This window comes from Pseudomonas oryzihabitans (assembly GCF_001518815.1).
Lineage (GTDB): Bacteria > Pseudomonadota > Gammaproteobacteria > Pseudomonadales > Pseudomonadaceae > Chryseomonas > Chryseomonas oryzihabitans_E.
Map to the genome: position 1 here is coordinate 520,729 of NZ_CP013987.1, position 21,315 is coordinate 542,043.

Here is a 21,315-nt window from a genome sequence, read left to right on the forward strand (position 1 = left end):
GTGGCTGGCGGCCCTCGTCATCCATCCAGCGCGAGACTGCAAACGTGGACGGTATTTTCCTGCAACAACTGGTCAACGGCCTGACCCTGGGCTCGGTCTACGGACTCATCGCCATCGGCTACACCATGGTCTATGGCATCATCGGCATGATCAACTTCGCCCACGGCGACGTATACATGGTGTCGGCCTATCTCGCCGCCATCGGCATCGCCCTGCTGAGCGTGTTCGGCCTGCATTCCTTCCCCGTGCTGATCCTTGGCACCCTGATCTTCACCGTGGTGGTCACCTCCGTGTACGGCTGGGCCATCGAGCGCATCGCCTACAAGCCGCTGCGCAACTCCACACGGCTGGCGCCGCTGATCTCGGCCATCGGTATGTCGCTGATCCTGCAGAACTACGTGCAGCTCGCCCAGGGCGCGCGCCAGCAGGGCGTACCGACGCTGCTCGACGGCGCCCTGCGCCTGCATATCGGTGATGGCTTCGTGATCATCACCTACACCAAGATCTTCATCATCGTGGCCTCCATCATCGGCATGGGCCTGCTCACCTACGTGATCCAGAAGACCACCCTGGGCCGCATGTGCCGGGCCACTCAGCAGGATCGCAAGATGGCGCAGATCCTCGGCATCAACACCGATCGGGTGATCTCCTACGTCTTCATCATCGGCGCGGCCATGGCGGCACTGGCCGGGGTACTCATCACCCTCAACTACGGCACCTTCGACTTCTATGCCGGCTTCATCATCGGTATCAAGGCCTTTACCGCGGCGGTGCTCGGCGGCATCGGCTCACTGCCCGGTGCCATGCTCGGCGGCATCATCCTCGGCATCTCCGAAGCCCAGTTCGCCAGCCTGGTGAACTCGGACTACAAGGACGTCTTCAGCTTCTCGCTGCTGGTGGCGATCCTGATCTTTAGGCCCCAGGGGCTGCTCGGCAAACCCCAGGTCACGAAGGTGTGAATCCATGAGTCAGACGTCTTCCTCCTTCGATCTCAAGGTCGTACTGCGCGACACCCTAATGGTCGGCCTGGTCTCGCTGATCCTGTTCGGCCCCATCGTCGGCATCGTTCTCGACGGCTATGGCTACAATGTCCAGCCCGGGCGTGTCGGCATCATGGTCGCGGTGGTCATGGCCGGTCGCTTCCTGCTCAGCCTGTTCAGCCAGACCGCCAAGGGCCGTGACTGGATCGAGTCCTTCAAACGCAACGACGGCGGCGTCCATGTGCTGCCGCCGGGGCACAAGTCCAACCTCAGGTTCATCCTGCCCATCATCATCCTGTTGGCCATCGCCTTTCCCTTCCTGGCTACCAAGTACTGGCTGACGGTGATCATCCTCTGCCTCATCTACGTGCTGCTGGGCCTGGGCCTGAACATCGTGGTGGGGCTGGCGGGGCTGCTCGACCTGGGTTACGTCGGCTTCTATGCCATCGGCGCCTATGGCCTGGCGCTGGGTTACCAGTACCTGGGTCTGGGCTTCTGGACCATGCTGCCGCTTGCAGCGGTGCTGGCCGCGGTGGCAGGGGCGATACTGGGATTCCCGGTCTTGCGCATGCATGGGGACTACCTGGCCATCGTCACCCTTGGCTTCGGCGAGATCATCCGGCTGGTGCTCAACAACTGGCTGGAAGTGACCAAGGGCCCCAACGGCATCGCCGCGCCCTCGCCGACCTTCTTCGGCATCGAGTTCGGGCGCCGGGCGAAGGAGGGCGGGGTGCCCATCCATGAGCTGCTGGGCATCAGCTACAACCCCAACGCGACGATGATCTTCATCTATACCGTGCTGTTCCTGGTGGTGCTGCTGGTGCTCTACATCAAGCACCGCCTGACCCGTATGCCGGTCGGTCGCGCCTGGGAAGCCCTGCGCGAGGACGAGATCGCCTGCCGCGCCATGGGTCTGAACCATGTGCTGGTCAAGCTCTCGGCGTTCATGATCGGTGCGTCCACCGCGGGCCTCGCTGGCGTGTTCTTCGCCACCTACCAGGGCTTCATCAACCCGGCTTCGTTCAACTTCTTCGAGTCGGTGCTGGTACTGGCCATCGTGGTGCTGGGCGGCTTGGGCTCCACCGTCGGCGTGGTGGTCTCGGCTTTCGTCATGACCCTGCTGTTCGAGCTGCTGCGCGAATTCGGCGACATCCGCATGCTGGTATTCGGCGTGCTCATGGTGGTGATGATGATGTGGCGGCCGCGCGGCCTGATCCGTATCGCCCGCAGTGGCTTCGCGATTCGCAAGGGAGTGGCGCCGTGAGCGATAACATTCTGACCGTCAACGGTCTGGGCATGAGATTCGGGGGCATCAAGGCGCTTTCGGACGTGTCCTTCGAGATCAAACGCCAGTCCATTACCGCGCTGATCGGCCCCAACGGGGCCGGCAAGACCACGGTGTTCAACTGCCTGACCGGCTTCTACAAGGCCACCGATGGCGAAATCCGCCTGGACACCGCCGATGGTCGCTCGACCCGCGTCGGCAAGATCATGGGCGAACGCTTCCAGGCGGCCGACTTCGTCAATCCGGTGCAGTTCGGCAGCCGGCTCTGGTACAAGATGTTCGGCGGCACCCACCTGGTGAATCGCGCCGGTCTCGCCCGCACCTTCCAGAACATCCGCCTGTTCAAGGAAATGTCGGTGGTGGAGAACCTGCTGGTGGCGCAGCACATGCAGTGCAACCGCAATCTCATCACCGGCATCCTCAATACCCCCGGCTATCGCCGCGCCGAAGAAAAGGCGCTGGACACGGCCTTCTACTGGCTGGAGGTGGTGGACCTGGTGGACCACGCCAACCGCCTGGCCGGCGAACTCTCCTACGGCCAGCAGCGTCGCCTGGAAATCGCCCGGGCCATGTGCACCCGCCCGGAGATCGTCTGCCTGGACGAGCCGGCCGCCGGCCTCAACCCGGCCGAGACCGAGGCCCTGGCCGGGATGATCCGCCTGTTGCGCGACCAGCACCGCATCACCGTGGTGCTGATCGAGCATGACATGGGCATGGTGATGAACATCTCCGACCACATCGTGGTACTGGACCATGGCCAGGTCATCGCCCGCGGCCTGCCGGCCGATATCCGCAACGATCCCAAGGTCATCGCCGCCTACCTCGGCGCCGAAGAAGAGGAGGTGGCATGACCACGCCGATCCTGGAATTTCGCAACGTCGACGTCTTCTACGGGCCGATCCAGGCCCTGAAGAGCGTCTCTCTGTCCATCAACGAAGGCGAGACGGTGAGCCTGATCGGCTCCAACGGTGCCGGCAAGTCCACCCTGCTGATGTCCATCTTCAGCCAACCCCAGGCGCGCAACGGGCAGATCCTCTATCGCGGCGAGGACATCACCCGCAAGAACGCCCACTACGTGGCCTCCAACGGTATCGCCCAATCGCCGGAGGGGCGCCACGTGTTCCCCGACATGACGGTAGAGGAGAATCTGCTGATGGGCACCATTCCCATCGGCACCCGCTGGGTGGACGAGGACATGCAGCGCATGTTCGAGCTCTTCCCGCGCCTCAAGGAGCGTCGTAACCAGCGCGCCATGACCATGTCCGGGGGCGAGCAGCAGATGCTGGCCATCGCCCGGGCGCTGATGGCGCGTCCCAAGCTGCTCTTGCTCGACGAACCCAGCCTGGGCCTGGCGCCCATCGTGGTGAAGCAGATCTTCCAGATCCTGCGCGAGCTGGCGAAGAGCGGCATGACCATCTTCCTGGTGGAGCAGAACGCCAACCATGCCCTGCGCCTGTCCGACCGCGCCTATGTGATGGTCACGGGCGAAATCCGCATGACCGGCAGCGGCCAGGAGTTGCTGGCCAATCCCCAGGTGCGCGAAGCCTATCTGGGCGGCCACTAGCGGTGGACGCGGTCCGCGGTCGCGCTCTGGTCGCGGGCCAGGCCCGGGGACGCCTGGCCTGGGCGCCCCTGGGTCTGAGTTTCTGGGGTGGCGTCGATCCGGCCAGCGGCCGGGTGATCGATCGCCACCATCCCCTGCAAGGTCTGGAGCTGGCCGGCCGCATCCTGGCCATCCCCAGCGGACGGGGCTCCTGTACCGGCAGCGCCGTGCTCCTGGAGCTGCTGCTGGCGGGGAAGGGGCCGGCGGCGCTGTTGCTGGCCGAGCCGGACGAGATCCTCAGCCTGGGCGCCATCGTCGCGGAGGAATTGTTCGGCTGTTCCCTGCCGGTGGTCAGCCTGGGCGCCAAGGCCTTCGCGGCCCTGGCCGAGCAGGAGGAGATCGCGGTAGCCGATGGCTGGGTCGGAGCGCCGGATAGCCACTTTGCCGAAATGGAACCGCCTGACATCGCCGAGCTCCAGCTGAGCGTGACCGACCAGGCGATGCTGGATGGCGCCCAGGGCAAGGCCATCCAGGCGGCCATGAAGATCCTGGTACGCATGGCGCAGCTGCAGGGCGCCCGCGAACTGCTCGACATTACCCAGGCGCATATCGACGGCTGTATCTACACCGGCCCGGCCAGTCTGGCCTTTGCCCAGCGGCTGGTGGAGTGGGACGGTCGGGTGCGGGTGCCCACCAGTCTCAATGCGGTGTCCGTGGACCAGCGTCGTTGGCGTGAGCAGGGCGTCGACCCGGCGCTGGGCGAGCCGGCCAGTGCCCTGGCCGAGGCCTATGTAGCCCTGGGCTGCCGTCCCACCTTTACCTGCGCGCCTTATCTGCTGGACAGTGCCCCTGTGTTGGGCGAGCAGGTGGTCTGGGCCGAATCCAACGCCGTGGTCTTCGCCAACAGCGTGCTGGGCGCGCGCACCCAGAAGTACGCCGACTTCCTCGATATCTGCACCGCCCTGACCGGGCGGGCGCCGCTGGCCGGCTGCCACCTGGACAGCGGTCGCCGCGCGGCCAGGGTGTTCCGGGTCAGCGTACCCGCGGGCCATGACGACGCCTTCTATCCGCTGCTCGGTTACTGGATCGGCCTGCGCTCACCCACCGGGATCCCCGCGGTGCTGGGTCTGGAAGACGCCCGGCCCAGTCGCGACGATCTCAAGGCCTTTGGCGCCGCCTTCGCCACCACCTCGGCAGCACCGCTGTTCCACCTGGTCGGGGTGACGCCCGAGGCGCCGATCCTGGCTGCAGTGGCCGCGCCTGAACTGGAAATCGAAGACATAGGCCCGGCTGACTTGCGCCAGGCCTGGGCCGAGCTGGATAGTGTCTCCACGCGCGAGGTGCAGTTGGTGGCCTTGGGCAACCCCCATTTTTCCGCCGAAGAATGCCAGCAGCTGGCCGATCTCTGCCGCGGCCGGCACCGGCATCCCCAGGTGGCCCTGGTCATCACCCTGGGTCGCGAGGTGCGCGCCGCCGCCGAGCGCAGTGGTGCCCTGGCCCAGCTGGAGGTCTTTGGTGCCCAACTGGTGGGCGATACCTGCTGGTGCATGCTCGGCGAACCCCTGGTACCGCCTCATGCCCGCACCCTGCTGACCAACTCCGGCAAGTTCGCCCACTACGGTCCGGGCCTCACCGGCCGCGAGCTGCGCTTCGCCGGCCTGGCTGCCTGTGTGGAGGCGGCCTGCACGGGCCTGGCACCGCCAGGACCACCCGACTGGCTCGCGCCGGTGGACTTATCCACCTAGCCACGGGGCCGAGTTCTGTGCAGGAAATCCGTGGATCGTCCTGTGGATAAGCTTGGCATAGCCGGTCGCGAGGCCCAGGGTGCCTGGCCCGGCAGGAACTGCTCAAAAAATCGCCAGTGCACAAAAAGCTGTTGGCTACCAAGGCGTTATGGCTGATCGGTCGGATTCCGTCCGATCTGGGTATTCGCCTGACCAATGTCACTGAGCTATCGTGAGCCTCGGCCAAAATCCCCTCGCAGAAGGAATCTTTCATGTCTTCGATCTTCATTACCGGTGCCACCTCCGGTTTCGGCGCCGCCACCGCTCGCCGCTTCGCCAAGGACGGCTGGTCGATCGTCATCACCGGCCGCCGCGAGGATCGCCTGCACGCCCTGGCCGAGGAATTGTCCGGTCAGGCCAAGGTGCTGCCGCTGGTGCTGGACGTCCAGGATCGCGCCGCCGTGGAAGCCGCGGTCGCCGGCCTGCCCGAGGAATTCAACCAGCTGCGCGCCCTGGTCAACAATGCCGGTCTGGCGCTGGGCAACACTCCGGCGCAGAGCTGCGACCTGGACGACTGGGACACCATGGTCGATACCAACATCAAGGGCATGCTCTATTGCACCCGCCTGTTGCTGCCGCGGCTGATCGCCCATGGCGCCGGCGCCGGCATCGTCAACCTGGGCTCGGTCGCGGGCGACTATCCCTATCCGGGCAGCCACGTCTATGGCGCCACCAAGGCCTTCCTCAAGCAGTTCAGCCTGAGCCTGAGATCGGACCTGCTGGGCACTGGGGTACGGGTGACCAACATTGAGCCGGGCCTGTCGGAAAGCGAATTCTCGGTGGTGCGTTTTGGGGGTGACAAAGCCAAGGCCGATGCCGTCTATGCGGGCACCGAACCGCTGACGCCCGATGACATCGCCGAATCCATCCACTGGGCGCTGAACCAGCCCAGGCACGTCAACATCAACCGCATCCAGTTGATGGCGACCTGCCAGGCGTTCAACAACTTCAACATCCACCGCCAGAGTTAAGGGCGCTCGCTAGAGCACCTTCACTGCCCGGCCGATGAACTGGATCGGCCCGGTGGGTCGGCCGGTGGGCGAGCCGCCCTGGTCTTCCAGGGTGAGTTCGAACAACTGGTTGGCTTCCAGCGGCGGCAGCCGGTCCAGCGGTACCTGCAGAGTACGCCCAGGCTGCACCAGACCCAGAGATACCGGGCTCTGCCAGGCATCGGCCTTGGTCCAAAATTGCAGGGTCTTGCCGCTCGGCACGGCATCGCGCCCCAGCGGAATCAGCTGCAGGTCATGGGCGCTGGCAGTCTGGATCACCCAGCCGGGCGTGCGATCGCTGGGCGCCGCCAGCACCACCAAGTAGCTTGGCGTGGGTACCGGGCGCAGCAGTAGCAGCACCGCGAGCACCAGGCTGGCGGCCAGCCCTGCCGCACTCAGACCCTGCCAGAGCGCCAGCCGTTGCCACAGCGACTCGCGCCGGATGACGACCCGGGTGTCGGCCTCACGCAGACTGCGCTCGATGCGCGGCCACAGATTCGCGCCGGGCTCGACGGGTGGCACCCGCTCGGCCAGCGGCTGCAGGCGCGCCTCCCAGCGCGCCACGGCGGCGGCCAGCAGGGCGTCCGTCGCCAGCGCAAGCTCCACGCGACGACGCTCTTCGGCGTCCAGGGTACCGAGCACGTATTCGCCGGCCAGGCGTTCGCGTTCTTCGTCCGGGGGCAGGGTGGTGTCGCTGTTCATGTCATGCACTCCCTGAGCGCCTTGAGACCACGCGTGATCCAGCTCTTCACCGTGCCTAGGGGTGCCTGCAGGCGCTGGGCGATCTCGCCATGGGAGCAGCCGTCCAGGTAGGCGGCCAGGATGGCCTCCCGCCGCGGCGCTTCCAGGTTCTGCAGGCAGCCCTCCAGGCGGCTGCCGTCGGCTTCTCGCGCCGGATCGGCAGACTCGGCCAGGGGTTCCCAGTCATCCCCCAGGGGCACCAGGCGCTGCCGATCACGCAAGGCGTTGAGCGCCAGGTTGCGGGCCACGCTGCACATCCAGCCGCGGGCCGAACCGCGCTCCGGGGCGAAACTGGCGGCGCCGCGCCAGATGCGCAGAAAGGCGTCGTGGAGGATGTCTTCGGCCAGCCCGCGATCGCGCACCAGGCGCAGGACGATACCCAGCAACAGCGGCGCCTCGTTCTGGTAGAGCCGCTGCAGGGCGGCACGCTCTCCCTGGGCACAGGCGGCGAGCAGGACGGCTGGATCAGGGGAACGTTCGGTCACGAGGGTGCGCGCCAGGCTGGGGACGCCAGGGTGGCGACCGGATCAGCCGAGCCTAGCCGATCCGCTCCTGGCTGTCCCCTGGACCTCAGCCCTTCTTCCAGAACAGATAGTCGGCCTGGTAGTTCACGGTCTGCTGTTCGCCCTTGTTGGCCGAGGTGCAGGCCTTGGCCGGCGCGACGCCACCCTTAAGCGCGGTGCGCTGGATGTAGGTGGTGCCCTGGAAGGCGCCCTTGCCCTCGGCGGGCGCGGCCTCCACCAGCTGATAGGGCAGGTTGCCGGCGCCGGCGGGAGCGATGGCCAGTTGCTTGCCGACCACCTTGGAGCCGTCGGCGGCTTCCCAGGTGGCCGGCGGACCGTAGTAGCGCCCCACCTGCTTGCCCTGGCGATCATGCAGGTCGGCCTTGGGGCCGACAAAGAACCACTCGGTCTGGCCGGGCATGTCCTTCTTGTCGCGGCATTCGTAGACGATGGTGCCCTTGCCCACGGTTTCCAGCATCAGGCTGTTGCCGGCGGGCACGCGGACGGCCTCGGGCAACTCGCCCTGGGCCAGCAGCGGGGTGCTCAGCAGGGCGGTCAGGACCAGGATGCTGCAACGGCTGGAGGTGTTGTTCATGCGCTTGCTCCGGATTGAGAGGGGGCACAGTCGGTTGGACTGTAGGTGCTATACCCGGCAGCCGGCGCTTTGGATGCAGCTGTCATGAAAAATCTTCAATTCATCGGCATAGTCGCGACCGCCTCCTAACCGAACCGCTCTGTTCTGGGGTTCCTGTCAGCCTGCCGTCAGCCTGGTTTCAGCGATCCCTAAGGTTGTTCGGCGATAGTGGCGCCGGGTCGCGAGCCCGTCCTTCCCTGCCTGCCGGAGTCCTGCCGCGTGTCGTCCATCCCGAGCCCGGCGCGTCTGCGCCTCGAAAGCCTGGCGCTGTGCCTGCTGGCGGTGCTGCTGTTCACCCTGGGTCTGTGGGAGCAGCCCTTCATCGGCTTCGACGGCCGCTTCGCGCTGTTCGCGCAGGAGATGTTCCGTCATGGCGCGAGTGCCTTTCCGACCAGCTATGGTCAGCCCTATCCGGATTATCCCGCCACCTCGACGCTGCTGATCGACGTCTTCGCCCAGCTGTTCGGCGAGGTCAATCGCCTGGCCACGGTGATTCCCACCGCGCTGGCCTCGGCGGCCATCGTCGGTCTGCTCTATCGCCTGCTGGCCGAGCGGTCCCGCGCCTGGGGCCTGCTGGCGGTACTGGTGCTGCTGATCAATGGCTTTCTGGCCAAGGCCCGCTCCATCTGCCTGGACCAGTTCGTCACCCTGGCCGCGCTGGGGTGTTTCTATCTGCTGTGGAGCGCTGATCAGCGCGGCCTGCCGCGGCGGCGCGTCTTGGTTTTCTGCTGCATGACGGCAGGCTTCGCGGTACGCGGTCCGTTGGGGTTGATCGAGCCCTGCGGGGTAGTCTGTCTCTACTGGCTGTTGCAGGGCGACTGGCGGCGCAGCCTTGGCTATGGTCTGGTCGGGGCCCTGGTGCTGGCGCTGTGCAGCGCGGTACTGCTGGGGCTGGCCTGGCGTACCGGCGGCACGGTGTTCGTCGAAGACGTGATCCGCATGCAGGTCTCCGGGCGGCTGGACGATACCGACGGCGCCGGCTATCCCTGGTGGTACTTCCTGCAGCTGGGCCTCTATCGCTATGCGCCGGCCTTTCCCCTGGCGCTGTTCGCCCTGCCGACGCTGAGGCGTCACTGGCGGCTGCGCCATGCGCAGGCGGACAGCCGCCTGCTGATCCAGCTGGCCGGCTTCGCCGTGCTGATCGTGGTGGCCCTGTCGATACCCACCTTCAAGAAACCCTATTACATCCTGCCGGCCATTCCGGCCTGCGCCGCCCTCGGCGCCTGGGTGCTGCTGCAGGGACAGGGTGCCCTGGCCTGGGTACGGCGCCTGTTCCTGCCGCTGCTGGTGGTTTTCCCAGTGCTGCTCGGAGTGCTGGTCAAGCTGCAGCAACCCCGGCTCCAGGCCGCGGGTTGGTGGCCGCCGCTGGACATGCGGCTGCTGCTCGGCGCCTTCGGCATTCTGGCGCTGCTCGCCCTGGTCGCCGCCTGGCGTGAACGGGGTGCCTTCCGCCTGGGCATGCCGCTCGCCGCGGCGGCGCTGGCGCAATGGCTGCTGATCGTTCTGGCGCTGGATCCGATGCAGGCGCTGCGCTACGACACCCGCGCCTTCGTCACGCGTCTGGAGAGTCTGCGCCAGGGGGAGCCGGGCCAGCTGGTGTTCTTTGGCCTTGGGCAGGACACCAAGGCCTTCCGTTACCTGATGAACCTCGACTACGACGCGCCCCTGCCGACCTTCATCGACATCGGCCAACCCGGGCAGCTGGCCCAGGTTGAGCGCCCCGCCTATGTGCTGCTCGACGCCGACAGCCAGGCGGCCCTGGCGGGTACTCCGCTGGCCAGCCGCCGACCGGTGCTGGAAGGCCGCTTCAACGACAATCGCTGGCAGGCCTACTACCTGCCCTGAGGCCGCTGTGATGACCGATTCGCCCGATTTTCATCGTCGCCGGCTGTGCCTGGCGCTGGCCGGTCTGCCGCTATTGGCCGCGTGCAAGCCGACCCAGCGCTATGGCCTGCCAGAGCACCGCGCCCACTGGTTCGAGCGCCACAGCTTCACGCCGCTCAGGCCATTGCCGTCGCGTACCAGTTTTGTCCTGGGCGTGCTGCCCGATACTCAGTACTACAGCGAGAACAACCACGAGATGCAGCCCAACGGCCGGCGCATAGAGCGTTATGGTCACCTGGGCTATTCGCCGGCACTGGCTTTTCATGCCCAGACCCATTGGCTGGCGCACAACGCCGCAGCGCTGAACCTGCCGTTCGTGGTGCACCTGGGCGACCTGGTGGAAAACGCCGAGCAGCGTGGCGAATGGCTGCTGGCCAGCCACGCCATGGCACGTCTGGAAAGGGCCGGGGTGCCCTACAGCGTCATGACCGGGGATCACGATGTCGTCGAGCTATACACCGAGGATCGCCTGCGCGACGCTCGCGAGCTCTTCACCCAGTATTTCGGCCGCGAGCGGGCGGCGCGTCAGGCCACCTTTCTCGAACGCGATGTCACCGGCCTCAACGAGGCCCATCGCTTCTCGGCGCTCGGCCAGGGCTTTCTGTTGCTGACGCTGGACTGGTGCCCCTCGGAGCAGAGCCTGGACTGGGCCCAGGGGGTGCTGGATCGCTATCCGCACCTGCCGACCATCCTCACGTCGCACAACATCATCGACCTAGTGAACGGTCAGGCGGTGCTCTCCACCCGCCGCAACGACACCGGGGTGCGACTGTGGAACCGCTTGATCCGTCGCAACGACCAGATCTTCCTCACCCTCAACGGCCACAACCACGGCAGCGGTCATCTGCGGCTGGCCAACGACTTCGGCCATCCGGTGGATCTGCTGCTGATCAACTATCAGACCGAATACGCGGGCGGCAACGGCCTGCTGCGGCTGCTGGAGCTGGATCTGGCGCGCGGGCGGCTGGAGGCCTTCACCTATTCGCCCTGGGTCGCCTATCGCCAGCAGAGCGGCGACCTGCCCGTGCGTCTGGGCAGCGATCCACGCGATACCTACTCTGCCGAGGTCCTGGCGCCCCTGGCCTCGCCGCAGTTCGATAACAGATTCGTGCTGGAGGTGGACTTCGCCACGCGCTTCGCCGGCTTTGGCGGTTATACCGCGCAGATGCCGGCGGTGGCGGAAGAGGGCGTGCTGGCGCGGCTGCGCCAGCAGTTGGGGATCGCCTGACGGATCAGGCGGCGAGCAGCCAGCCACCGGCCACGGCGGTGGCGATGCCGGCGAGTCGTACCAGCGGCGCGGCGGCCTGGGGCAGGTAGCGCACCACGGCATAGCCCAGGCCATGCAGGGCGGCGGTCGCGGTGACGAAGCCCAGGGCGTAGGCCCAGGGATTGCCCATCTCCGGCAATTCCAGGCCGTGGGCCACGCCGTGGAAGAGGGCGAAGGCGGCGGTCAGGCCAACGGCGGCGGCGACCGGCGGCCGGGCGGCCAGCGCCACTAGCAGTCCCAGGGCCAGCACCGAGGCGGCGATGCCGGTCTCCATGAAGGGAATCTCCAGGCCAGTGAAGCCCAGCAGGCCACCGATCAGCATGGTGCCGACAAAGGTGCAGGGCAGCGCCAGGCGCGCCTTGCCCTGCTGCTGGGCGGCCCAGAGACCTACGGCGAGCATGGCCAGCAGGTGGTCGAGACCGGTCAGGGGATGCAGCACCCCGGCGGCCAGGCCGTTCTCAGCGTGCCCGGGGTGAGCGAAGGCCAAGGCCGGTGCGAGCAGCAGGGCGGCGGTGGCGAGGATCTTGGCGTGTCTCATGGGAGCTCCTTGGAGGGGTGAAATCCTGGGTTCAGGCAGCGGTCAGCAGACCCTGTTTCTCGATGAAGGCAATGATGTCCTCAAGGCCCAGGCCGGTCTTCTGGTTGCTGAAGACGAAGGGCTTGTCGCCGCGCATCTTGCGGGTATCGCGATCCATCACTTCCAGGGAGGCACCGACCTGTTCGGCCAGGTCGATCTTGTTGATCACCAGCAGATCCGACTTGCAGATGCCGGGGCCGCCCTTGCGCGGCAGCTTGTCGCCGGCCGAGACGTCGATGACATAGAGCGTGAGGTCCGACAGCTCCGGGCTGAAGGTGGCGGAGAGGTTGTCGCCCCCGGACTCCACCAAGATCAGATCCAGCCCGGGAAAGCGCCGGTTGAGCTGGTCGACCGCTTCCAGGTTGATGGAAGCGTCTTCGCGGATGGCGGTGTGCGGACAGCCGCCGGTTTCCACGCCGAGGATGCGCTCGGGCGCCAGGGCCTCGTTGCGCACCAGGAAGTCGGCATCCTCGCGGGTGTAGATGTCGTTGGTCACCACCGCCAGGTTGTAGCGCTCGCGCAGGGCGCGGCAGAGGGCCAGGGTGAGGGCGGTCTTTCCGGAGCCGACCGGTCCGCCGATACCGACGCGCAGGGGTTGGGTAGTCATCAGAGGATCTCCTAGGAACGGAACAGGCGGCTGTACTGCCGCTCGTGGGCCATGCTGCTGAGGGCAAGGCCGAAGGGGGCGCCGCCCCAGGCCGCTTCGGGCAAGGCGGTAGCCTGCTCGGTCGCGGTGGCCAGGGTCGGCAGCAGCAGGGAGGTGAGGCGTTGGGCGGCTTGCTGGCCCAGCGGCAGGGTCTTCATCAGCACCGCCAGCTGGTTTTCCAGCCAGGTCCACAGCCAGGCTTCCAGGGCGGCCTGGGGCGTGATTGCCCAGGCACGGGCGGTCAGCGCCCAGCCCAAGGCGAAGGTCGGTGGCAACTCGCTCAGCAGGCGCCGACTGGCATCATCCAGCTCCGGCAGGCCGAGCAGCAGCTGCCCCAGGGAATAGCCGGTCTGGCGGCTTTCCAGCTGGAATTCCGCGGTCTCGCGACTGGCGCGGTGCCGGTCGGCCAGCTCGCTCAGCCTCGTCCAGTCCGCCGCAGCCGCGGCTTCGCAGTGGGCCAGCAGCAGGGGTGCCTCGAAGCGTGCCAGGTTGAGTTCGAGGCTGTCGTGCAGCCAGACCTCGGCCTCCGCCGCGGTGCGGATCAGGCCGCTGTCGATGGCCAACTCCAGGCCCTGGGAGTAGCTGTAGCCGCCGATGGGTAGCTGAGGGCTGGCCAGGCGCAACAGGGCGAAGGGCGGATTCACGTACGCACGCCGAAATGGTGCAGCTTGGGTGCGTAGTTGAAGCCCTCTTCGCCATGGCGCGAGTGGTGATGACCGCCACCGTAGGCGCCATGCTCGGGCTGGAAGCCGGCCTCGATCTCGCTGACCTGGGCACCCAGCTGTTCCAGCATGGCCTTGAGCACATAATCGTCCAGCAGCCGCAGCCAGCCATCGCCGATCTGCAAGGCCACATGACGATTGCCCAGATGATAGGCGGCGCGAGTCAGCTCGAAGGCGCTGGCGCAGGTCACGTGCAGCAGCTTTTCCGGGCGTGCGACAACCCGCACGATGCGGCCGTCGCGGGCTTCCAGACAGTCGCCATCGGCCAGCGGCGGTTGCCCGCGCTCAAGAAACAGGCCGACGTCTTCGCCGGCGCTGGTCATGGCTCTCAGGCGACTCTTGCTGCGAGCGTCGTAGGTGAGGTGCAGTTCGGCGTCCCAGGTGTCCCGGGGGGCGCAACGGTGGTGAACGACCAGCATGGCAGGGCTCTTGGCAGTTTTGCCCAGCTCTACAGCAAGTGGCCTGCCAAACCCGTTGATTCGCCTGGTTCTGGGGCACTCGACGTGGCCAGCGTACTCAAGTTGCGCCGATTTGGTGCGCCATGGCGCTGGCCAGCAGACCGATGCCCTCCTTTGGGGCGTCAGTGCGCTCGGTACGCCGCCAGTGCTTGCTGCCGATCAGGATCAGCTTGAGCTGCTGCACCATCTTTGCCGCCGGCCACAGATGACGCGGCGTGGCAGCGGGTGGCGGATCGATCAGCTCCGGCAGGGTGGCGAACACCGTCTTCACCACCAGATCGGCCAGGACGTCGATCTGCGACGGCGTCAGGTGCGGTAGACGGCCCAGGGCGAGCAGGTCGCGGGCCAGGTCCTGGGTGATGCGTTGACGCAGGTCGGCGATCGCCTGGCGCACCGCCAGGGAGCCGCCGTATTGTTCGCGGGCGAGAAAGAGGAACTGGTCGCGGTTGTCGCCCACCGCACGGAGAAAGATCTCCACCGAGGCCTCGATCATGCCGCGCTGCTGCAGTTCGTGATGCCGCACCTGGCGCAGGGCCGCGCGAAAGGTGTCGCCCACTTCGGCCACCAGTGCCAGGCCAAAGGCTTCCATGTCGGCGAAATGGCGATAGAACCCCGCCGGGACGATACCGGCCTGGCGACTCACCTCGCGCAGGCTGAGGCTGCCGAAGCCGCGGCCGCTGTTCATCAGCAGGCGCGCCGACTCCAGCAGCGCCTGGCGCGTTTGCAGCTTCTGCTGGGCACGAATCGACATGGGAGCTATCCAGAAGGCGAGGCGGCACTGTAGCAAAGGATGCCCTTGCTGACTGCAAGGCTTTTGGCCGACCGCCGGGTGGTAGTCTCTGGCCCGAGTCTTGCCATGAGTGCACCATGAATCTCGACAACCGTATCAAGTTCCGGCATCTGCTGTGCTTTCTGGAGATCGCCCAGCAGCGCAGCTTCGCCAAGGCGGCCGATGCCATCGCCGTGTCCCAGCCGGCCATTTCCAAGACCATGCGCGAACTCGAGGAGATCCTCGAGGTGCGCCTGTTCGAGCGTGGCAAGGGCGAGGTGGTGCCGACCGAGGCGGGTCTGCTGTTCCTGCGCCATGCCGGTCCCTGCGTCCAGGCGCTACGCGAGGGGATGCAGCTGGTGCGCGGCGGCGAGGCCGGCGGCCTGGTGCGGGTCGGGGTCCTGTCGACGGTGGAAAGCCAGGTCCTGCCCGAGGTCCTGGCACGCTTGCACGCTCGCCATCGGCAACTCATCGTCAATGTCGCCACCGGACCCAGCGCCTACCTGTTGGGCCAGCTGCGGGTCGGCGATCTGGATCTGGTGGTCGGCCGCATGACCGACAGCCCCGACATCCACGGCCTGGATTTCGAGCACCTCTATACCGAGGCCCTGACCCTGGTGGTCCGTCCGGGGCATCCGCTGAGCCAGGCCCTGCCGGCGGACCTCGCGACCCTGGCGCGCTATCCCCTGGTGTTGCCACTGCCCGGCACCACCATCCGCCGCCACGCCGAGAGTCTCTTCGTGCAGTGCGGCATCCCGCTCAGCCCCCAGCGGCTGGAAACGCTGTCGCCGACGCTGAGCCGCCAGTATGTCCGCCAGAGCGATGCCCTGTGGGTCGCCCCGCTGGATGCGGTGCGTCGCGACCTGGCCACCGGCGAGCTGGTCGAGGTGCAGCTCGGGGTTCGTGAAGCCGGTGGCTCGGTGGGCATCTGCCGCAACGGCAGCCAGTCCATGTCCCTGGCTACCCAGAGATTCTGTGATGTCTTGCGTGAGGTTGCGGGTGAGCTGACCCATAACCCATAGGTTATGTGGGGAGGCGCAGCTTTCAATTCAGCCGGATAGCCCAGTGGTCCACACTGGGCTCAGCCAGTTCCTGGCCCCGATCCTTCCGTGGAGCATTCCAATGCATAACAAGCCCCACGACGTACGCTACGTCGCCCGTGATCGCACCTGGCATCCCCAGGCCTATACACCCGCCTACAAATCCTCGATTCCGCGCTCGCCGCGCCAGGCGCTGGTGAGCCTGCAACATCAGACGGCGTCGGAGCGCACCGGCCCGGACTTCTCGCGGTTGCCCCTGGGGCCGCATGACAACGACCTGCTGCTCAACTTCGGCACCGGCCAATTGCCCCAGGGCGAGCGTATCGTGCTGTTCGGTACCCTGCGCGACCAGTTCGGCAAGCCGGTGCCCAATTCCCTGGTGGAGATCTGGCAGGCCAATGCCGGTGGCCGCTATCGGCACAAGAACGACGTCTACCTGGCACCCCTGGACCCCAACTTCGGTGGCGTTGGCCGCACCCGCACCAACAGCCAGGGCAACTACGTCTTCCGCACCGTCCGCCCCGGTCCCTATCCCTGGCGCAACGGCAGCAACGACTGGCGCCCGGCGCACATCCACGTCTCGGTCATGGGTCCGGCCATCGCCACCCGGCTGATCACCCAGCTGTACTTCGAGGGCGATCCGCTGATCCCGCTGTGCCCCATCGTCAAGTCCATCGCCGATCCTGACGCCGTGCAGACCCTCATCGCCCGCCTGGACATGAGCATGGCCAACCCCATGGATTGCCTGGCCTACCGTTTCGACATCGTCACCCGCGGCGCGCGGCAGACGTTCTTCGAACATCACTGAGGACGTGCGAGATGACGCCCAACTATCAAGCTCTGCTGCCGGAAACGCCCTCCCAGACCGCCGGCCCCTATGTGCATATCGGCCTGGCCCTGGCGGCCGCCGGTATCCCTACTCGCGACGTCGAGATCTGGAACGAATTGGTCAAGCCCGGCGCCCCTGGCGAGCACATCCTGCTCACCGGCCAGGTGTTCGACGGCAACGGCAACCTGGTGCGTGACTCCTTTCTGGAGTTCTGGCAGGCCGATCATGAGGGGCAGTACGACCCGGTCTACGACGTCGAGAAGGCCTTCAACGGCTTCGGCCGCACCGCCACCACCTTCGACGCCGGCGACTGGACGCTCCATACCATCAAACCTGGCCAAGTCGCCGACCAGCGCGGCCAGCCCATGGCCCCGCACATCAACGTCACCCTGTTCGCGCGCGGCATCAACATCCACCTGCAGACCCGGCTCTACTTCGACGACGAAGCCGAGGCCAATGCCCGCTGCCCGGTCTACAACCTGCCGGAGCCAGAGCGCCGGGCTACCCTGCTGGCGCGCCGTTGCGAGATCGATGGCCGCTTGGCCTATCGCTTCGACATCCACTTGCAGGGTCCGCAGGAAACCGTCTTCTTCGATATCTAGCGTGCAGACAGAAAAAGCCCTGCCCTGGCAGGGCTTTTTCATGGGCGCGATCCGCAGGTCAGATGCGGTAGGTGGTCTTGGTCATGACCTTGGACATCAGGCTCATGCCGTATTTGACCGGCGTGGGAAAGCGCCAGCCACCGGCCGCCAGGGCGTGCTCGGCATGCTGTTCCTCGTCGATGCGCATCTGCTCCAGCACCGCCCGCGACTTGGCGTCGGCTGCCGGCAGCTTTTCCAGGTGCTCATCCAGATGGCGGCAGACCTGGTCCTCGGTAGCGGCGACGAAGCCCAGGCTCAGGCGATCGCTGATCAATCCGGCACCTGCACCGATCCCGAAGGACAGGCCATAGAATAGCGGATTGAGCAGGCTGGGGCGCTCACCCAGGGCGCGGATGCGCTGCTCGCACCAGGCCAGGTGGTCGATCTCTTCGTCCGCCGAACGCTCCATTTCCTCCCGGACTTCCGGCAGCTTGGCGGTCAGCGCCTGGCCCTGGTACAGCGCCTGGGCACAGACCTCGCCCGTGTGGTTGATGCGCATAAGGCCGGCTGCGTGGCGCCGCTCCTCGTCGCTGAGCTCGGCATCCTTGAGCGGAATGGCCGGCGAGCTGCGCGTGGGAGCGCCGCTGAAGGGTGTCAGGGTACGCAGGGCGGTATCGGCCTGGATCAGCAGCCGATCGAGCGGGGAGTAGAGGCGCTTGGAGCGCATGGTGATCTCCTTGGCGGGCGAGGGAAGGGCAGGGCGATACTCAGCCCGGCGGCCAGGTCATCTGCCGCTTGCCCAGCACATGCATATGGATGTGATAGACCGTCTGGCCACCCAAGGCGTTGCAATTCATCGCCACACGGAAGCCTTCCTCGCACCCCTGCTCCTGCGCCAGGCGCTGGGCGGTGAAGAGGATGTGCCCGGCAAGCTGCTTGTCGTTGGCCTCGCTGAGGTCGTGCAGGGTCGCGATGTGCTTCTTGGGTATGACCAGAAAATGCACGGGTGCCTGTGGGGCGATGTCATGGAAGGCCATGACCTGATCGTCCTCGTAGAGCACCTTGGCCGGAATGTCCCCGGCGACGATCTTGCAGAACAGACAATCCACGTCGATCTCCTGCTGGCTGAATAGACCTGAAGTGTAACAGCGGCTATGCCCTGGGGTCAGGTGCCACCCGTGAGTTCACCCTTACGCCGGCTGAAAGAGTTTGCCGACCCGCGCCGCGATCACGCGAACGAGGGCACGAGGGAAGATGCGCGGCAACAGGCTGCCCAGGCGATTGCGCCAGCCCGGCACGATCACCGCCTGGCGCCGCTCCAGCCCGCGGACGGCGGCCAGGGCCACCTCCTCGGCGGACATCAGCAGCTTGCCCTGCTCCATGCGCCCGGTATGCAGGCCGGCGTTCTTGAAGAAGGCGGTCTTGGTCGGACCTGGGCAGAGCACCGACACCGACACCCCGCGTCCCTTGAGCTCTTCGCGCAGACCCTCGGAGAAATGCAGCACATAGGCCTTGGTCGCCGCATAGCTGCTCATGTAGGGAATGGGCTGGAAAGCCGCGGTGGAGGCCACATTGAGGATCTGACCGCCACCCTGGATCGCCATGTGCTGGCCCAGGGCGTGACAGAGGCGGGTCAGCGCCAGGATGTTCAGCTCCAGCTGTTCCTGCACCCGCGGCCAGTCTGCTTCAAGAAAGTCCCCGCCGCTGCCGATCCCGGCGCAGTTGACCAGCAGGCCGATGGCGCGCTCGCTCTGCTCCAGCTCGTGCAGCAGCCCGGTCAGGTGCAGGGGCTCGGACAGGTCGCAGACTCGGTAGAGCACCTCCACGTCGAAGCGCTGGGCCAGTTCGGCGGCGATGCTCTCCAGCTTGTCCTTGCGCCGGGCGAGCAGGATCAGGGGCTGACCCCGCCGCGCCAGGGCCTCGGCCAGGGCCAGGCCGATCCCGCACGAGGCGCCGGTTACCAGGGCATAACGCTGCATACTGCTTTCTCCAGGATAGTGCCGGTCGTCGGCGGGGTCCGCCACGGACCTAGTAGGGTTTGACCACCACCAGGATGACGATGGCGATGAGCACCAGCACCGGTACCTCGTTGAACCAGCGATAGAACACATGGCTGCGCTTGTTCTCGCCGCGCTCGAATTTCTTGCGCATGGCGCCACAGACATGGTGATAGCCGATCAGCACCACCACCAGTGCTAGCTTGGTGTGCATCCAGCCCTGGGTCAGCCAGCTCGGATTGATCACCAGCAGGCCGATGCCGAACACCAGCGTGAGGATCATCGCCGGCAGCATGATGCCGCGGTACAGCTTGCGCTCCATCAGGCAGAAGCGCTCATGACTCACGGCGTCGCTGCTCTGGGCGTGGTAGACGAACAGCCGCGGCAGATAGAACAGGCCGGCGAACCAGCAGACCAGGGCAATCAGGTGAAAGGCTTTGAACCAAAGATAGAGCATCGGGGCGTTCTCCTTATCAGGCGGCGCGATATTAGAGTGGCGCTGCCGGCAAGTCATTCACTCCGGTCGTCTCGGCTGACAGCCCACGGTCGCGCAATAGTTGACCGTTTTGCTCGGGCAAGCGGATAATTTCGAGACTGAATTGTGTTCGGCGCAAGCCGGGAGACTACGGCAATGACCATTGAAACCTTCACCCCGACCCCCCTGCAGTTCACCCTGGGCGCGGCCAGCAAGGTGAAGAACCTGATCGAGGAAGAGGGCAATCCCCGCCTGAAGCTACGCGTCTTCGTCACGGGTGGCGGCTGCTCGGGCTTCCAGTACGGCTTCACCTTCGATGAAGATTCCGCGGATGACGACACCGTCATCGAGCGCGATGGCGTGCATCTGGTGGTGGACCCCATGAGCTTCCAGTACCTGGCCGGCGCCGAGGTGGATTATCAGGAAGGCCTGGAAGGCTCGCGCTTCGTCATCAAGAACCCCAACGCCGCCACCACCTGCGGCTGCGGTCAGTCCTTCTCCATCTGACCTGAACCGTGCCCGGTCTAGCGCGGGTAGAGTGCGCCCAGGACCCGGAGCCCGCTGGCTCCGGTGACCTCGGGGCAATTGCCGGGTAGCCGTTCGCAGAAGCGCTGGGCCAACCAGGCGAAAGCCATGGCTTCCATCCAGTCCGGCGATACCTCATAGGCCGCGGTACTCTGTACCTTCGCGGGCGCCAACTGCCGGGCCAGGCGCTTCATCAGGTCGACATTGTGCGCACCGCCGCCACAGACCAGCACCTCGTCCACCGTCTGGGCAGCCCGGATGCTCTCGGCGATGCTTCTGGCGCTCAGCTCAGCCAGGGTGGCCTGGACGTCAGCGGGATCCAGGGCGGCGTGCTGTCCAAGGTGCTGCTGCAACCAGCGCAGATTGAAATGCTCGCGGCCGGTACTCTTCGGTCCGCTCTTCACGAAGAAGGGGTCGCTCAGCAGCCGCTGCAGGAGCGTTGGGATGACCTGTCCCTGCGCTGCCCAGGCACCGTTCGCGTCGAAGTGCAGCCCCTGGCTGTGATGGATCCAGGCATCCAGCAGCACATTGCCCGGTCCGCAATCGAAGCCGCGCACTGGCAGCCCCGGCGCCAGCAGGGTCACATTGCTGAAACCGCCGATATTGAGCACCGCGCGTGGACGATCCAGGCCGAACAGGTCGGCATGGAAGGCTGGCACCAGGGGAGCGCCCTGGCCACCCGCGGCGAGATCACGACGGCGGAAATCGGCCACCACGTCGATGCCACTCAGCTCGGCCAATAAGGCAGCATCGCCGATCTGCAGGGTATAACCCTGCACCGGCAGGTGGCGAATGGTCTGGCCATGGCTACCCACGGCGCGGATGTCGTCCGGTGTCAGCCCCTGTTGCTCGAGCAATTCGGCGATGCCTTGGGCGGCCAGCCTCACCCAGGCCTGCTCGGCCTGGGCGATGCGCTCGATCTCGTTGTCCCCAGGCGCGCACAGGGCCAGCAGCTCGCCACGCAAGGCGTCGGGCATGGGCATGCCCAGGGCGGCGACGAAGCGGGTCCGTTCCTCCTGCTCGATCAGGGCGATATCCAGTCCATCCAGACTGGTGCCAGACATCACCCCCAGGTAGCGCGCCATC

At 66.3% G+C, this 21,315-nt stretch carries 25 protein-coding genes; 12 read left to right on the top strand and 13 right to left on the bottom strand.

The genetic code is table 11. The features are described 5' to 3' along the window. Positions 1–44: 44 nt before the first annotated feature. From APT59_RS02390 to APT59_RS02415, 6 genes are all read left to right on the top strand, one after another. The gene (locus APT59_RS02390; RefSeq protein ID WP_059313379.1) at positions 45–959 is read left to right on the top strand and encodes an ABC transporter permease subunit; all 915 of its coding nucleotides are present in this window, start codon (positions 45–47) and stop codon (positions 957–959) included. 4 nt (positions 960–963) lie between these two features. After that, a complete protein-coding gene (livM, locus tag APT59_RS02395; protein WP_059313380.1) occupies positions 964–2,244 on the top strand; it encodes a high-affinity branched-chain amino acid ABC transporter permease LivM in 1,281 nt (426 codons plus the stop codon). Then, complete coding sequence (locus APT59_RS02400) at positions 2,241–3,116, top strand: ABC transporter ATP-binding protein (RefSeq protein WP_059313381.1); 876 nt, start codon at positions 2,241–2,243, stop codon at positions 3,114–3,116. Before livM ends, APT59_RS02400 begins: the two co-directional genes overlap by 4 nt. Next, positions 3,113–3,829, top strand: a complete 717-nt coding sequence (locus APT59_RS02405; RefSeq protein WP_059313382.1) for an ABC transporter ATP-binding protein — start codon at positions 3,113–3,115, stop codon at positions 3,827–3,829. Before APT59_RS02400 ends, APT59_RS02405 begins: the two co-directional genes overlap by 4 nt. A gap of 2 nt (positions 3,830–3,831) precedes the next feature. Then, positions 3,832–5,553 (top strand): aconitase X, encoded by a 1,722-nt coding sequence (locus tag APT59_RS02410; protein WP_059313383.1) that lies wholly within the window; start codon positions 3,832–3,834, stop codon positions 5,551–5,553. Positions 5,554–5,804: 251 nt separating this feature from the next. Further along, entirely contained in the window at positions 5,805–6,563 is a 759-nt protein-coding gene (locus tag APT59_RS02415) for an SDR family oxidoreductase (protein WP_059313384.1), read from the top strand. 9 nt (positions 6,564–6,572) lie between these two features. Here the strand turns inward: APT59_RS02415 and APT59_RS02420 are convergent, their stop codons facing one another. The 3 genes from APT59_RS02420 to APT59_RS02430 all read right to left on the bottom strand — a co-directional run bounded on the left by APT59_RS02420 (position 6,573) and on the right by APT59_RS02430 (position 8,420). Further along, positions 6,573–7,283 carry an anti-sigma factor gene (locus APT59_RS02420; RefSeq protein ID WP_059313385.1) on the bottom strand — a complete coding sequence of 237 codons (711 nt, stop codon included), beginning with the start codon at positions 7,281–7,283 and terminating at the stop codon, positions 6,573–6,575. Further along, the gene (locus APT59_RS02425) at positions 7,280–7,807 is read right to left on the bottom strand and encodes a sigma-70 family RNA polymerase sigma factor (RefSeq protein ID WP_059313386.1); all 528 of its coding nucleotides are present in this window, start codon (positions 7,805–7,807) and stop codon (positions 7,280–7,282) included. Before APT59_RS02425 ends, APT59_RS02420 begins: the two co-directional genes overlap by 4 nt. 85 nt (positions 7,808–7,892) lie before the next feature. Beyond that, positions 7,893–8,420: a DUF3455 domain-containing protein gene (locus APT59_RS02430; protein ID WP_059313387.1), complete on the bottom strand. Its 528-nt coding sequence runs from the start codon at positions 8,418–8,420 to the stop codon at positions 7,893–7,895. 258 nt (positions 8,421–8,678) lie between these two features. Here APT59_RS02430 and APT59_RS02435 point away from each other — a divergent pair, with 258 nt between their 5' ends. Continuing rightward, entirely contained in the window at positions 8,679–10,304 is a 1,626-nt protein-coding gene (locus APT59_RS02435) for an ArnT family glycosyltransferase (protein WP_167348552.1), read from the top strand. A 10-nt stretch (positions 10,305–10,314) separates the two neighbouring features. Next, positions 10,315–11,571, top strand: a complete 1,257-nt coding sequence (locus tag APT59_RS02440; protein WP_059313389.1) for a hypothetical protein — start codon at positions 10,315–10,317, stop codon at positions 11,569–11,571. Positions 11,572–11,575: 4 nt separating this feature from the next. On the opposite strand, the gene APT59_RS02445 is transcribed toward APT59_RS02440, so the two are convergent. The 5 genes from APT59_RS02445 to APT59_RS02465 form a co-directional block, all read right to left on the bottom strand. Then, a complete protein-coding gene (locus APT59_RS02445; protein ID WP_059313390.1) occupies positions 11,576–12,148 on the bottom strand; it encodes a HupE/UreJ family protein in 573 nt (190 codons plus the stop codon). Between the two features lie 31 nt (positions 12,149–12,179). After that, on the bottom strand, positions 12,180–12,794 hold the full coding sequence (ureG, locus tag APT59_RS02450; RefSeq protein ID WP_059313391.1) for an urease accessory protein UreG: 615 nt from the start codon (positions 12,792–12,794) through the stop codon (positions 12,180–12,182). An 11-nt stretch (positions 12,795–12,805) separates the two neighbouring features. Continuing rightward, positions 12,806–13,477: an urease accessory protein UreF gene (locus APT59_RS02455; protein WP_059313392.1), complete on the bottom strand. Its 672-nt coding sequence runs from the start codon at positions 13,475–13,477 to the stop codon at positions 12,806–12,808. After that, positions 13,474–13,974: an urease accessory protein UreE gene (gene ureE, locus APT59_RS02460; RefSeq protein WP_059313393.1), complete on the bottom strand. Its 501-nt coding sequence runs from the start codon at positions 13,972–13,974 to the stop codon at positions 13,474–13,476. The genes APT59_RS02455 and ureE overlap by 4 nt, the downstream gene beginning before the upstream one ends. 97 nt (positions 13,975–14,071) lie before the next feature. Continuing rightward, the gene (locus tag APT59_RS02465) at positions 14,072–14,764 is read right to left on the bottom strand and encodes a TetR family transcriptional regulator (protein ID WP_059313394.1); all 693 of its coding nucleotides are present in this window, start codon (positions 14,762–14,764) and stop codon (positions 14,072–14,074) included. 116 nt (positions 14,765–14,880) lie between these two features. On the opposite strand from APT59_RS02465, the gene pcaQ reads away from it, so the two are divergent. The 3 genes from pcaQ (at position 14,881) to pcaG (ending at position 17,253) form a co-directional block, all read left to right on the top strand. Next, positions 14,881–15,804, top strand: coding sequence for a pca operon transcription factor PcaQ (pcaQ, locus tag APT59_RS02470; protein ID WP_059313395.1), 924 nt, complete (start codon positions 14,881–14,883; stop codon positions 15,802–15,804). Between the two features lie 100 nt (positions 15,805–15,904). After that, entirely contained in the window at positions 15,905–16,630 is a 726-nt protein-coding gene (gene pcaH, locus APT59_RS02475) for a protocatechuate 3,4-dioxygenase subunit beta (protein ID WP_059313396.1), read from the top strand. Positions 16,631–16,641: 11 nt separating this feature from the next. Further along, on the top strand, positions 16,642–17,253 hold the full coding sequence (gene pcaG / locus APT59_RS02480; RefSeq protein ID WP_059313397.1) for a protocatechuate 3,4-dioxygenase subunit alpha: 612 nt from the start codon (positions 16,642–16,644) through the stop codon (positions 17,251–17,253). Between the two features lie 58 nt (positions 17,254–17,311). On the opposite strand, the gene coq7 is transcribed toward pcaG, so the two are convergent. The 4 genes from coq7 to hemJ all read right to left on the bottom strand — a co-directional run bounded on the left by coq7 (position 17,312) and on the right by hemJ (position 19,686). Then, positions 17,312–17,959, bottom strand: a complete 648-nt coding sequence (coq7, locus tag APT59_RS02485) for a 2-polyprenyl-3-methyl-6-methoxy-1,4-benzoquinone monooxygenase (RefSeq protein ID WP_059313398.1) — start codon at positions 17,957–17,959, stop codon at positions 17,312–17,314. A gap of 40 nt (positions 17,960–17,999) precedes the next feature. Next, positions 18,000–18,341, bottom strand: coding sequence for a histidine triad nucleotide-binding protein (locus APT59_RS02490; RefSeq protein ID WP_059313399.1), 342 nt, complete (start codon positions 18,339–18,341; stop codon positions 18,000–18,002). Between the two features lie 81 nt (positions 18,342–18,422). Next, positions 18,423–19,211 carry an SDR family NAD(P)-dependent oxidoreductase gene (locus tag APT59_RS02495; protein ID WP_059313400.1) on the bottom strand — a complete coding sequence of 263 codons (789 nt, stop codon included), beginning with the start codon at positions 19,209–19,211 and terminating at the stop codon, positions 18,423–18,425. 49 nt (positions 19,212–19,260) lie between these two features. Further along, a complete protein-coding gene (gene hemJ, locus APT59_RS02500) occupies positions 19,261–19,686 on the bottom strand; it encodes a protoporphyrinogen oxidase HemJ (protein WP_059313401.1) in 426 nt (141 codons plus the stop codon). Between the two features lie 174 nt (positions 19,687–19,860). Between hemJ and erpA the strand changes: the two genes are divergently transcribed. After that, positions 19,861–20,211, top strand: a complete 351-nt coding sequence (erpA, locus tag APT59_RS02505; protein ID WP_007162616.1) for an iron-sulfur cluster insertion protein ErpA — start codon at positions 19,861–19,863, stop codon at positions 20,209–20,211. A 17-nt stretch (positions 20,212–20,228) separates the two neighbouring features. Here erpA and APT59_RS02510 read toward each other — a convergent pair whose 3' ends face one another. Continuing rightward, positions 20,229–21,314 (bottom strand): anhydro-N-acetylmuramic acid kinase, encoded by a 1,086-nt coding sequence (locus tag APT59_RS02510; RefSeq protein ID WP_059313402.1) that lies wholly within the window; start codon positions 21,312–21,314, stop codon positions 20,229–20,231. Between the last annotated feature and the right edge of the window lies 1 nt (position 21,315).

Coding starts and splice junctions, on each gene's coding strand:
- coq7 (WP_059313398.1), bottom strand. CDS start 17,959: ATGCGCTCCAAGCGCCTCTACTCCCCGCTCGATCGGCTGCTGATCCAG.
- pcaH (WP_059313396.1), top strand. CDS start 15,905: ATGCATAACAAGCCCCACGACGTACGCTACGTCGCCCGTGATCGCACC.
- APT59_RS02445 (WP_059313390.1), bottom strand. CDS start 12,148: ATGAGACACGCCAAGATCCTCGCCACCGCCGCCCTGCTGCTCGCACCG.
- APT59_RS02510 (WP_059313402.1), bottom strand. CDS start 21,314: ATGGCGCGCTACCTGGGGGTGATGTCTGGCACCAGTCTGGATGGACTG.
- APT59_RS02430 (WP_059313387.1), bottom strand. CDS start 8,420: ATGAACAACACCTCCAGCCGTTGCAGCATCCTGGTCCTGACCGCCCTG.
- APT59_RS02420 (WP_059313385.1), bottom strand. CDS start 7,283: ATGAACAGCGACACCACCCTGCCCCCGGACGAAGAACGCGAACGCCTG.
- ureE (WP_059313393.1), bottom strand. CDS start 13,974: ATGCTGGTCGTTCACCACCGTTGCGCCCCCCGGGACACCTGGGACGCC.
- APT59_RS02415 (WP_059313384.1), top strand. CDS start 5,805: ATGTCTTCGATCTTCATTACCGGTGCCACCTCCGGTTTCGGCGCCGCC.
- APT59_RS02405 (WP_059313382.1), top strand. CDS start 3,113: ATGACCACGCCGATCCTGGAATTTCGCAACGTCGACGTCTTCTACGGG.
- pcaG (WP_059313397.1), top strand. CDS start 16,642: ATGACGCCCAACTATCAAGCTCTGCTGCCGGAAACGCCCTCCCAGACC.
- APT59_RS02465 (WP_059313394.1), bottom strand. CDS start 14,764: ATGTCGATTCGTGCCCAGCAGAAGCTGCAAACGCGCCAGGCGCTGCTG.
- APT59_RS02440 (WP_059313389.1), top strand. CDS start 10,315: ATGACCGATTCGCCCGATTTTCATCGTCGCCGGCTGTGCCTGGCGCTG.
- hemJ (WP_059313401.1), bottom strand. CDS start 19,686: ATGCTCTATCTTTGGTTCAAAGCCTTTCACCTGATTGCCCTGGTCTGC.
- APT59_RS02495 (WP_059313400.1), bottom strand. CDS start 19,211: ATGCAGCGTTATGCCCTGGTAACCGGCGCCTCGTGCGGGATCGGCCTG.
- ureG (WP_059313391.1), bottom strand. CDS start 12,794: ATGACTACCCAACCCCTGCGCGTCGGTATCGGCGGACCGGTCGGCTCC.
- pcaQ (WP_059313395.1), top strand. CDS start 14,881: ATGAATCTCGACAACCGTATCAAGTTCCGGCATCTGCTGTGCTTTCTG.
- erpA (WP_007162616.1), top strand. CDS start 19,861: ATGACCATTGAAACCTTCACCCCGACCCCCCTGCAGTTCACCCTGGGC.
- livM (WP_059313380.1), top strand. CDS start 964: ATGAGTCAGACGTCTTCCTCCTTCGATCTCAAGGTCGTACTGCGCGAC.